This is a genomic window from Hymenobacter frigidus, assembly GCF_014640435.1.
In the GTDB taxonomy this organism is placed as follows: domain Bacteria; phylum Bacteroidota; class Bacteroidia; order Cytophagales; family Hymenobacteraceae; genus Hymenobacter; species Hymenobacter frigidus.
The window spans coordinates 14,755-26,680 of sequence record NZ_BMGY01000027.1; the positions used below are offsets into that span (position 1 = coordinate 14,755).

The window sequence follows — 11,926 nt, forward strand, 5'->3', positions numbered from 1 at the left end:
TTTCAAGCAAAAAGCCTCGGTACTGCACAGTATCGAGGCTTTTTACATTACTAGGTTAGTCGCTGAGGGCAGGACGGATTGCTTCACTCCGCTTGCAATGACAGACGCTTAATTCCGAACCGTAAACTGGTAAACCGTGGTGGATTGGAACGTCTTGCCCGGCCGCAAAATGGTATCGGGAAAACCGAGTTGGTTGGGCGAATCGGGGAAGTGCTGGGTTTCGAGGCAGAAGCCGGCGTGCGGGCCGTACACGGTGCCGCGCTTGCCCGTGAGGCTGCCATCAAGGAAATTGCCGGTGTAGAGCTGAACGCCCGGCTGGTCAGTCATGACTGCCATTGTGCGGCCGGAAGCGGGGTCGTACACGCTGGCAGCTACCTGCAGCCCATCATTCAGCACGAAGTTATGGTCGTAACCGCCGGGCACCTGCGCTATTCGCTCGCCAATGACGTGGGGCCCCGTGAAATCAAACGGCGTGTTGGCCACGGGCCGCAGCTCGCCGGTCGGAATCAAGGTAGCGTCGACTACGGTGTAGCGGTCGGCGGCCAGGGTCAGCTCATGGCCCAGAATATCCTTTTCCGTGCCGTGGCTGAGGTTGAAGTAGGCGTGATTGGTGAGGTTGAGGGGCGTGGCGTGGTCAGTGGTAGCGCTGTAGACTAAGCGCAGGGCGTTGTCGGCGGTGAGGGTGTAGACCACGGTCACGGTCAGGTTGCCGGGGTAGCCTTCTTCACCGTCGGGGCTGTGGTAGGTCAGCGTCAGGGTTTCGCCGGCGGCAGCAGTGCCGAGCGTGGCTTGCCAAATGCGCTGGTCGAAGCCCACGGTGCCGCCGTGCAGGGCATTGGGACCGTTGTTGGTGGCGAGTTGGCAGGCCTTGCCATCGAGCGTAAACCGGCCCTTGGCAATGCGGTTCCCGTAGCGGCCAATCAGCGCGCCGAAGTAGGGATTGGCCTGCCGGAACGCCGGGCTTTGGTAGCCGCTCACGTCCTCAAAACCCAGCACTACGTCGCCCAGCTGCCCGTTTCTATCCGGCACCAGCAGGCTGGTGAGCGTGCCGCCGTAGTTGCTGATGGTGGCAATGGCTCCGCTGGCGTTGCGCAGGGTGAAAAGATGAACTTCAGTGCCATCGATGGTACGGCCGAAGGAGGTAACGGTAGGCATGGGCGCGGAAAGGTTAGGAGGAATGAAGCGGCGTAAATCAACTCGAAAGTAGATACGCAGGGCCGGGGCGCTGGTCAGCTACGTTATTTTATTAGTAGCCCCATTCTTCATGAGGGCTTCAATTGAAGCCGGCGCAGCAGCGTTTACTGGCGCATCGGCCCCGATTTCAAAAAGAACGAATGCAGTCCATTCAATCGATTGAGGAAGCTGAATTCGAGGCGCTTGGCAGGCTGCGTCGTCAGTTTCAGCACAGCAAAAAGCCAATGAACTACTCTGATTTCCTTATTGTTAAGCACTCTTGGACCAAAATAGGTCTATTATCTTTCCCCTATCTTTAATCTATTCCGATATCCGCTACCCAAGTCCCGGCTCCGGTTGGGCAGGCCCCACAGCACTGGGTGCCTTCTCGCTAAACAACTACTATCATGAGCACGACCGTACTATCACCCGAGCAATTTATTCCGCAGTTCCAAACCCTGAACCCCGCGCAGCACCAAAATCACGAGCTTAGAATCTGGCCCGGCTGCTTTGCCGCCGTGCAGGCCGGCAACAAGCCTTTCGACGTGCGCGAAAACGACCGCAACTTCCAGCTCGGCGATGAACTGCTGCTCCGGGAAGTGGAGCTGGAAACCGAGCAGCACACCGGCCGCACCCTCACCCGCTGGGTGAGCTACGTACTGCAAGGGGGAGTGTTCGGCATCGAGCCCGGCTGGTGCGTGCTGGGCTTCAGCGACCAGCCCCCGATACCCAGCGGCATCACTGACATCCGCCTCTGGTAATAATCTGAATCAATGACTCACAAAAAAGCTCTGCAACATTGATTGCAGAGCTTTTTTGGGTTGTTTAGAAATCTAGACTTGTTCCTAAATTAGCAAACGTATATATAAAACGTCATGCTGAGCTTGTCGAAGCATCTCTACCGAACGACACCCAAACGATGCGGTAGAGATGCTTCGACAAGCTCAGCATGACCGCTAATTTTTCTCAGTGTTTCCTATTAGGGAACAAGTCTTCTAACTATCCACCTACCGCAGCACCGTTTCCAAGGTCACCGCCGTCACTTTGGCGCTCAACTCGCGCACGGCCTGGGCAATGCCCGCCGCATCGAAGCCGCACTCTTTGTAGAGCTCATCCTGGGTGCCATGCTCCACCACGCGGTCGGGAATGCCGAGGCGGCGCACGGGCATGTTAATCCCGTGGTCCGTCAGGAATTCGAGCACGGCCGAGCCGAAGCCGCCGGGCAGGCAGCCGTCTTCCACGGTCACGATGGCGCGGTAGCGGCGGGCGATGTCGCGGAGCATTTCCTCGTCCAGCGGCTTGCAGAAGCGCATGTCGTAGTGGCCGGCGTCGAGGCCTTCGGCGGCCAGGGTATCGGTGGCGCGTACGGCGTAGTTGCCGATGTGGCCGATGCTGAGGATGGCCACGCCACCTTCTTCGCCCTCGCGCACCACGCGGCCCGTGCCGATGGCCACGCGCTGTAGCGGCGTGCGCCACTGCGGCATCACGCCCTCACCGCGCGGGTAGCGGATGCTGAAGGGGCCAGCATTTTCGGGCAGCTGGGCGGTGTACATCAGGTTGCGCAGCTCCTGCTCGTTCATCGGGGCCGATACCACGATGTTGGGGATGCAGCGCATGTAGGCCAGGTCGTAGCAGCCGTGGTGGGTGGGGCCGTCGGCGCCCACGAAACCGGCGCGGTCAAGACAAAACACTACGTGCAGGTTTTGCAGGGCCACGTCGTGAATCACTTGGTCATAGCCGCGCTGCATGAACGTGGAATAGATGTTGCAAAACGGCACCAGTCCCTGCGTGGCCAGGCCGGCCGAGAACGTCACGGCGTGCTGCTCGGCAATGCCCACGTCGAACGTGCGGGCGGGCAGGGCTTCCATCATGATGTTCAGCGACGAGCCCGAGGGCATGGCCGGCGTCACGCCCATGATTTTGTCGTTGGCCTGGGCCAGTTCCAGCAGCGTGTGGCCGAACACGTCCTGGTACTTGGGCGGCTGGGGTTTATCGGGCGTTTTCTTCGAGATTTCGCCGGTGATTTTGTCGAACAAGCCCGGGAAGTGCCATAGCGTCTGGTCTTTTTCGGCCAGCGCGTAGCCCTTGCCTTTCACCGTGACGCAGTGCAGCAGCTTGGGGCCGGGAATGGATTTCAGGTCGTTGAGAATGGTGGCGAGGTGCTGCACGTCATGGCCATCCACGGGGCCGAAGTAGCGGAATTTCAGCGCCTCAAACAGGTTGCTTTGCTTGAGCAGCGTGGCCTTCATGGCAGCCTCTACTTTGCGGGCAATCTGCTGGGGGTTGGGGCCGAATTTGGAGAGCTTGCCGAGCACATTCCACAACTCGTCACGCACCTTGTTGTAAGTGCGGGAGGTGGTGATGTCGGTAAGGTATTCTTTGAGCGCGCCCACGTTGGGGTCGATGCTCATGCAGTTGTCGTTGAGGATAACCAGCAGGTTGGAATTCACCACGCCGGCCTGGTTGAGGGCCTCAAAGGCCATGCCGCCCGTCATGGCGCCGTCGCCGATGACGGCAATGTGCTGGCGGTCAAATTCGCCCTTGTAGTCCGAGGCCACGGCCATACCCAGTGCCGCCCCGATGCTGGTGCTGCTGTGGCCCACGCCGAAGGCATCGTACTCGCTTTCGCTGCGCTTGGGAAAGCCAGACATGCCGTGGTAGCGGCGGTTAGTGGGGAACTGCTCGCGGCGGCCGGTGAGAATTTTGTGACCGTAAGCCTGGTGGCCCACGTCCCAAATCAGCTGGTCGTGCGGCGTATTGAAGACGTAGTGCAACGCCACCGTCAGCTCAACCACGCCCAGGGAAGCCCCGAAGTGACCGCCGTAAATGCTCACCGAGTCAATAATAAACTCGCGCAGCTCGGTGCTGAGTTGGACTAACTGCTCGGGGGCGAGCTTTTTGAGGTCGTCGGGCGAGTCAATCGCCGCCAGGAGCGGGCCGGGTTCAACTATCATCAGGGCAGGCGTGGGGTGATGGGTGACGGGGTGTAACCGCCTGACCCGCTAAAAGATTATCGGGCTGGCACAAAGGTACGACCACAGGCGAAGTGCGGTTGCTGGGCAGCGACAGAATCGGGGTCTTGGTCGGGGATTTGAGCTTGATAATCTAGTTAATAACAGCGCGCGCGGCTTTGCAACGGACCTTTGCGCATCGGTGAGCCGATTGGGCGGATTACTGGTTAAGCACTTGGTCGACCTCTTTTAAAGCCGCAGGCCCGATGCAACCTCCAGTCAAGATTATGGCACTTTGGCCGTTATGAATTGTATGAAACAAAAACTACCGGCTAATGCCGTTTTGCTATCGGCCCTGTTGGGCATCAGCCACTTGGTTTCGGGTCAGCAAGCCCCGGCCGGCAGCCGGCCGGCCGTTCTGAACGCCGTGCCCCGCGCCGCGGCCGGCCGCGTAACCGGCACCGTGACCGACGCGGCCACCGGCAAACCCGTGTCGTACGCCACGGTGGCCGTGCTGGAAACGGGCACGGGCAAAGTGGTGAATGGCGGCGTGTGCGGCGACGACGGTAAGTTTGTGCTGCCCGGCATTCCGGCCGGCACCTACACGGTGCAGGTGAGTTTCCTGGGTTATAAGAACGAGGAGCGCCCCGGCGTGACCGTGCCCGCCGGCGGGGCCGTGGCCCTGGGAACGGTAGCGCTGGCGGCCACGGCCCAGAAGCTGGGCGAAGTAGTGGTGACCGGCCAAAAGGCCATCATCGAGGAGCGGGTGGACCGCACGGTGTACAACGCCGAAAACGACCAGACGGCCCGCGGCGGCGACGCCACCGACGTGCTCAAGCGCGTGCCGTTGCTGAGCGTGGACCTGGACGGCAACGTGAGCCTGCGCGGCAGCTCCAACATTCGGGTGCTCATTAACAACAAGCCTTCGACCATCGCGGCCAACAGCATTGCCGACGCGCTGAAGCAGATTCCGGCCGACCAGATTAAGACGGTGGAGGTCATCACCTCGCCCTCGGCCAAGTACGATGCCGAAGGCTCGGGCGGCATCATCAACATCATTACCAAGCAGAACAACCTGCGCGGCGCTACGCTGGGCGTAGACCTGAGCGTGGGCGTCCGGAGCAGCAACCTGAGCCTGAACGGCGGCCTGCGCACCGGCAAAATGGGCTTCTCGCTGGGCGGCTTCGGACGGGCGCAGTACAACGTGCCGGGCGAGTTTTCGAACACGCAGGTGACGCGCAGTATCCTCGACCCTCAGAGGGCCACGACCACGCTGCAATCGGCCGATACGCGTCAGCGGAGCATTTTCGGGCGCTACACCCTGGGCTGGGACTACGATATCGATAAATTCAACTCCCTGCAGGCCTCGGTAGCCTACGGTACCCGCAGCAGCCAGAACTACCAGGATGGCCTGCTGCGCACCAGCTACCAGGGCAATGTTGCCACGGGCAACCCTATCAGCAGCGACCGGCGCGACACGTTCTCGAAGGACCTGTCGGGCACCGTGGATGCCAGCCTGAACTACACGCACAACTTTGAGAAGCCGCAGCACGAGTTCAGCATCCTGACCTTATTCAGCCGCAACGACCGCACCAATAGCTTCACCAACAATGTATTGAGCACGACCGATGCGAACAGCTTGACCCGCCGTATCGTGAACGATAACCCGAGCTACAACGAGGAATACACGGCGCAGCTGGATTACCAGAACCCCATCAGCAAAACCCAAATTCTGGAGATGGGCGCGAAGAATATTCTGCGCCGCGTCAATTCCGATTATGCCACCACGTCCTTCGGGGCCAACGGCGAAGTGCGGCCCACGGTGGGCCTGCTGAGTTCCAACAACGTGTTTACCTACCGCCAGAACGTGACGGCCGCCTACGTGGCTTACACCTTGGGGCTGCCCAAGGGCTTCACCCTGAAGCCGGGCCTGCGCTACGAATACACCATCATCAGCGCCGATTTTGCTAGTTCTACCACGCCCGTCAATATTCCCGATTACGATGTGCTGGTGCCCAGCGTGAACTTCTCGCGCAAGCTCTCGAACGGCAACGTGCTGAAGCTGGCGTACAACAAGCGAATTCAACGCCCCTCGCTGCAGTTTCTGAACCCCAACATTAACGCCCAGAACCCGAAGAACATCAGCTTCGGCAACCCTACGCTGGACCCCGAATACACCAACAACTTCGAGCTAGGCTACAGCACGGCCTACAAGCGCCTGAACCTGAACTTCAGCTCCTTCGTGCGCAACACCACCGGCTCTATTGAGGCCCTGCGCACGGTGCGCGGCCTCGACACGGTGCAAACCAGCTACGCCAACATCGGCCGGCAGAACGCCTACGGCGGCAGTCTGTTCGCCAACATCAACAACGGCAAGCTCAGCCTGAACGCCGGCACCGATTTCTACTACGTCACCCTCACCAACAACGTCCCCGACCGCAATTTTAACGCCGCCAACGAGGGCTTCGTGTTGAGCGGCCGGGTGTTTGGCTCCTACAACTTCACGCCGGTGTGGGGCCTGCAGGCCTTTGTTTTTTACCGGGGCAACCAAGTGCAGCTGCAGGGCGACCAAAGCGGCTTTGGCGTGTACAGCCTCAGCGTGAAGCGCGACTTTGCCGAGAAGCGCGGCAGCATCGGCTTCGGAGCCGAGAACTTCTTTTCCGCCTCCGGCATCGTCATCCGCAATAACGTAACCTCGCCCCTCATCGACCAAACCAGCCGCAACCTGCTGCGCAACCTGAGCTTCAAGGTGAACGTGAGCTACCGCATCGGCAAGCTCACGGTGGACCAACGCCCCCGCCGCAGCAAGAGCATCAACAACGACGACCTCAAAGGTGACGGCGGCGGCGGTGATATTGGCGGCGGTGGCGGCGGCGGTGCTCCCGCAGGTGGTGGCGGAGCCCCGGCCGGTGGCGGTGGCCGCCCGGCTGGCGCACCCGGCAGCCGACCAGCCGGCACTCCCGGAGCCAGTGCGGTGCCCGCCCCCCCCGGTGCCCGCCCCGGCGGCTACCCTGGCGCACCCGCCGGCACCGCTCCCGTGGTGGCGCCGGGGATGCAGCCAGCCCCCGCTCGCGACTCGACCAAAACCCAGCCCACGGCCCTACCCGGCACCCCAGCCCCAGCCGTGCAGCCGGCTGACTCTACCGGCCAGCGCCCCGCTGCCCCGGCCGGCAACCTCATCAATGCGCCAGCCAACGCGCCCTCGCCGGGCACGACTACGCCGGGTGGCACCACGCCCGCCGGCAGCCCCGGCGGCCGACCATAATGCCTGATTAGGGTTAGAAAGCCTAGTAGGGTGCAGGGTCGTACCCCGCACCCTACTTTTGTTTAGCCACTCCCCTGTTCACGATGCCCGATAAGACGTTCCCCAACCTGCCTGACGACGACGATGCGCATTTTTTGCAGCGGCTGCAGCCTTCGCGGCTCATTCTGCCCGTCGTTATCGGGCTGAGCGTGGTGGGCTTCATGTTTTGGCGCAGCTACAAGCCGGGCGGCCTGGCTCCGCTGGCCCACGCCAAATGGGAGTGGCTGCTCATTACGCTGCTGGTGCTGCTGGCCCGCGATTTTGGCTACATCTACCGCATCCGGAACATTGCCGAGCGCGAGCTGAACTACCGCCAGAGCCTCGACGTGATTATGATTTGGGAGTTTGCCTCCTGCGTGCTGCCCTCGGCGGTGGGCGGCACGGCGGTGGCGTCGTTTATTCTGAACAAAGAAGGCATCACGCTGGGTAAGTCCATGGCCTATGTCATGGTTACGGCCCTGATGGACAACCTGTACTACGTCATCATGGTGCCGCTGGTGGTGCTCATTGCGGGGGCCGGGCTCTACCCGCACGAAGCCTTGCAGGGCGGCTTCATTGCCACGCTGCGGGTGGCGTTTGTGATTAGCTACGTCTTTGTTTCGGCCTACGCCGGGCTGATGCTCTACGCCATTTTCGTCAATCCCCGGTCGGTGCGGCGGCTATTGGTGCGGCTGTTTTCGTGGCGGCTGTTGCGGCGCGGGCAGCGCCGGGCCTACCAGCACGGCCAGGAAATGATGGATGCCTCGGTGCAGCTGCGCGGCAACCCATTCATTTACTGGTGGCGCGCCGCAGCCAGCACGTTCTTCGTCTGGACGGCCCGCTACCTGGTCATCGGCTGCCTCATTGCCGCCTTCGTGCCAATGGATACCGACACGTTCCTGTTCATTTTCGCCCGCAACCTCACCTACAAAGTACTGCTGCTGCTGGCTATCACGCCCGGCGGCGCGGGCATTGTGGAGGGCGCGTTTCCCACGTTTTTCGGCAAGTTTATCGGCACGGCCACGCTCACCAGCTTCATGGTACTGCTCTATCGGGTGGTCACGTACTACCTGTACCTGGTGCTGGGCAGCGTGTTTTTGCCGCGCTGGGTGGCGCGGGTATTTCGGAAGGGAGTTAAAAGCTAAGAAGCCGTTTGAGTTAGCTAAAATCATTCTGAAACGGTCATGCTGAGCTTGTCGAAGCATCTCTACCGCTTCGCTTGGGCCGGTGCAACGAAGCGGTAGAGATGCTTCGACAAGCTCAGCATGACCGTTTTATTAACTCAAACAGCTCCTTAACTTTTGACTCCCGTCACGAAGTGATTTGCAACGAGTGTAACTTATTGTCCGGCAGTCGGCCGCTGATATGTTTGCCAGAATTCGGGGTGGTGGTCGGGGTATTGCAGTAGCTGGAATATCTCGCTTTCTGCCATGCGCGGGTCTAATTTTGGGTTCAGGGGCAGGAGCGGAGTAGTTGCGGGCAGCGCCGTAAAATATTCCTCGCACAGCGTTTGGTGATGGTAGGGTGCCTGGCCCAGAATCCGACCTGCTTTCACCCCCTGCGCAACGCTGCTGGCCACGTGGTAGCGCCCATTCGCTGACCGCGCGTAGCAAACCGTGTGGTCGGTGCGGCTGTCGGTATAAATAGTGTTGTACAAAGCCGAAATTCTATTATGCCGCCCCATGTATTTGTGCGCCACCGCGTTGTAGGTCACGGTGTCGGTTTGCCACAGCGCCTCGTAGCGCACCACGGCGTAATCGCGCTGCTGCACATAAAACCGGCCCGAATAGCTCGATGTCAGTGAAGAACCCGTACTTCGGTGGGTAGCGCGTTTGACGGCGAAGCGGATGACGTAAATAGTCTCCGCACCCGCTTGCTGCACGCTGTCGAGATGCAAATCGTACTTGCGCCACCGGCCCGTTTTGAAGAGTGGCGATATCCGCACCGGGTCGGCCGCCGCCGAAACAAAACCCTGGCCACCAACCATCAGGTCGCGATAGCGCATAGTCTTTTTCGGTTGAAGCAGCACCCGCGCCTCCCGCACACGGTGCTGCTCCATTGGCCCCATCATCAGAAAGCCGCCATTGAAGTCGCGGTGACCGGCCGGCTCAAACACCTGGCTCACGTATTCCGCCTCATAGCGCAGCGTATCGAAATTGCTCAACCGGCGGTGGGTGTACACCTCCGCCAAGTAATCTGCCTGCTCGTAATTCTTGGGCAGCGCCGCCAGTACTTTTTTCATAATCTTGCGCGGGTCCAGACTCTCGCCGCGCACCTGCACGCTTTGCAGCTCGTATGCCGCCGGCACCAGCCGCACCGTGAGCGGCGCGCCACCTGCGTCAGGCCTCACGCTCACAGTGGCGTAGCCCACACTGCTGATTTGCACCACGCCCAGCCCGGCACCGGACAGCGAGAACCGACCCGCGCCATCAGCCACCGTGCCCACGCCCTGGCCCGGCACCGATACCGAGGCGTAAGGCACGGGACGGCCGGTTTTCTTGTCGAGCACCACGCCGCGCACGGTAGTTCCGGCCGCCGCCGCCACTCCCGTACGCACCCGTTGCGGGCGGGTGGCGGGGTTGAGCACGCTGGGCGCGGTGCGGGCCACGGCCGCCGTGTCGGCGGTGACCGGACGTACTTCCCCGCCGGCCGTGGCCCAGTGTGGCGGATTCACACTCCGCAAAAACAGAAACCCATCCACTACCTCGCTCCACGGGCCGGCGAAGGGCCTGTAATCGAAGGCATAGGTCGTCAGCCGCCGACCCGGCGCGTCGTGCTTCAGGCTCACAAAGGCGTAGTCGGCGGGCTGGGCCAGCAGCTCGGCTTCGAGCGAGCCGGTGGCGGGCGCGGGCACCGGCTTGGGCTCCTGAAACATAAAGCCGTAGGTGCCGCTGCCGCCCAGCGTGCCGAGAATATACACTTGGTCGGCACCCAACGCCGCTTTTACGGCGCGGCCCATCGGCCGGTAGTCCTTCATCTCGGCATCATCCAGCACCTCCTTTGTTAGCCAGGTGCGGCAGGGCGGCCCAGCAAATCACCTTTTCCTGGGGGTGCTGCTTCAGGTACCATAGCAGGTTATCGGCCATGCCGGCATCGCGCGGGTTACTGTCTTTGGCCTTGAACTCGGTTTCGCTTTTACCGCCCGGGTCGTTGATGGCGTAGTTGCGGGCCTGGGCCAGCAGGCTGCGCAGGCACTGCTGCCAGAACGCGGCTTCGGCGCGGCGCTTGGGCGCGGAGCCGGCGGCAGCCTTGTCGGTGAGGCGCGCAGCCTTGCCCAACTCCTGCTCAAAATCGGCCAGCTTGGCGGTGGGCAGAAAAGTATGATGCTCGCCCATGAAGCTGATGACTTCATCCAAATAGTCGTAATTCAGCGCCATATCGCCCTTTTCAACGGCCAAAAACGCCTGCAGCTCGTCCACCAAATCGCCGCTGTACTCGCCGGTCAGCTGCGGGTCGAAGCCGGCCACGCGCAGCTTGCCTTTGCCGATGAGCGGCAGCACGGCTTGAAACTCCTGCGCCCCCGTCCAGATGGGAAACACGCTGTTGACCAGCGCTTCCTGCGTCGACTTGCCCGCCTCCAGCTCCTGCTGGGCTTTGTGCAAATCGTAGAATCCGCTCTCAAACGCCACTGTAGTGAACCCCATCCGCTGCTGCAAAAAGCGCATCAGTCGGATTTTCGCCTCAAACACGTTGCCTTCGCCGTGGCTGGGTTCGCCCAGCATCACCACCCGCGCCGAGCCAATTTCCCGGGCCAGAAATTCCAGGTCCCGAAAGTCAGTATCGGTGGCCGCGATGCTGCGCACGGCGTGCGTTGGCAGCGGGGCCGGCGTTTGGGCGCGGGCCGGGCTCAGCAGGCCGCCCATCAATAAAATAACAAGTCGGGCTTTGAGGCCAGGCAGCATAAGCGGTGGCAGGAATCGAAAGAAAACCTGCTCTGGCAGGCTGTTTGAAGCCGCAAGCTACCGCTATTTACCATTTCTGAAACCAGACACGAACCACAAAAAAAGGCTCCGAACCAGAGTGGTTCGGAGCCTTTCAAAAATACTGATTCCTGGATTACTGAGCTTCGAGCATCAGGGCCGCGCCGTCGGCCGACTTCAGCGTGAGCTTGTCGTCGGTGAGGGTTTCCACGGCGAAGGTGTTGCTGGTGGTGCCCACGTCGGGAATTAGGGTGATGGTTTTACCAGCCTGGTCGAACGTGTACTTGCCTGATACTGCGCCGTCCGTGCCCGTCATGTTGTAGGTGCCGTTGGCGAAAATGCGCAGCTCCTCCTGCTTCTGGGCATCGGTCTGCTTCACTTTGTCGCCGGCGGTGTCGGTTTCTTTGTGCGTTTTCCACACCTTGCTATCGGCGCCGTACAGCATGTTCACGCCTTCCACTTTGCCTTTGTCGTTGCTGCACGAAGCGGCAAACAGCGACACAAGCAGCAGCAGGCTGGCAAAGTAACGGAACGGGAAAAGGGACTGGAGTTTCATGAGCGCAAGGGGTAATGGTGAAGGAACGGAACGGCGGCGCGCA

8 protein-coding genes are annotated in these 11,926 nt (G+C 61.1%); 3 read left to right on the forward strand and 5 right to left on the reverse strand.

What is annotated here, in order from left to right:
- Positions 1-108: 108 nt before the first annotated feature.
- Complete coding sequence (locus IEW17_RS13920) at positions 109-1,155, reverse strand: aldose epimerase family protein (RefSeq protein WP_188562661.1); 1,047 nt, start codon at positions 1,153-1,155, stop codon at positions 109-111.
- Positions 1,156-1,580: 425 nt separating this feature from the next.
- Here IEW17_RS13920 and IEW17_RS13925 point away from each other — a divergent pair, with 425 nt between their 5' ends.
- Positions 1,581-1,934, forward strand: coding sequence for an ASCH/PUA domain-containing protein (locus tag IEW17_RS13925; protein WP_188562662.1), 354 nt, complete (start codon positions 1,581-1,583; stop codon positions 1,932-1,934).
- A gap of 246 nt (positions 1,935-2,180) precedes the next feature.
- Here IEW17_RS13925 and dxs read toward each other — a convergent pair whose 3' ends face one another.
- Positions 2,181-4,127 carry a 1-deoxy-D-xylulose-5-phosphate synthase gene (gene dxs / locus IEW17_RS13930; protein WP_188562663.1) on the reverse strand — a complete coding sequence of 649 codons (1,947 nt, stop codon included), beginning with the start codon at positions 4,125-4,127 and terminating at the stop codon, positions 2,181-2,183.
- Positions 4,128-4,437: 310 nt separating this feature from the next.
- On the opposite strand from dxs, the gene IEW17_RS13935 reads away from it, so the two are divergent.
- On the forward strand, positions 4,438-7,389 hold the full coding sequence (locus IEW17_RS13935; protein ID WP_262891834.1) for a TonB-dependent receptor domain-containing protein: 2,952 nt from the start codon (positions 4,438-4,440) through the stop codon (positions 7,387-7,389).
- 83 nt (positions 7,390-7,472) lie between these two features.
- Entirely contained in the window at positions 7,473-8,552 is a 1,080-nt protein-coding gene (locus IEW17_RS13940; protein WP_188562664.1) for a lysylphosphatidylglycerol synthase transmembrane domain-containing protein, read from the forward strand.
- Positions 8,553-8,746: 194 nt separating this feature from the next.
- Here the strand turns inward: IEW17_RS13940 and IEW17_RS13945 are convergent, their stop codons facing one another.
- From IEW17_RS13945 to IEW17_RS13955, 3 genes are all read right to left on the reverse strand, one after another.
- Positions 8,747-10,402, reverse strand: coding sequence for a carboxypeptidase-like regulatory domain-containing protein (locus IEW17_RS13945; protein WP_188562665.1), 1,656 nt, complete (start codon positions 10,400-10,402; stop codon positions 8,747-8,749).
- Positions 10,392-11,309 carry an erythromycin esterase family protein gene (locus IEW17_RS13950; protein ID WP_188562666.1) on the reverse strand — a complete coding sequence of 306 codons (918 nt, stop codon included), beginning with the start codon at positions 11,307-11,309 and terminating at the stop codon, positions 10,392-10,394. Before IEW17_RS13950 ends, IEW17_RS13945 begins: the two co-directional genes overlap by 11 nt.
- Before the next feature lie 154 nt (positions 11,310-11,463).
- On the reverse strand, positions 11,464-11,883 hold the full coding sequence (locus IEW17_RS13955; RefSeq protein WP_188562667.1) for a hypothetical protein: 420 nt from the start codon (positions 11,881-11,883) through the stop codon (positions 11,464-11,466).
- Between the last annotated feature and the right edge of the window lie 43 nt (positions 11,884-11,926).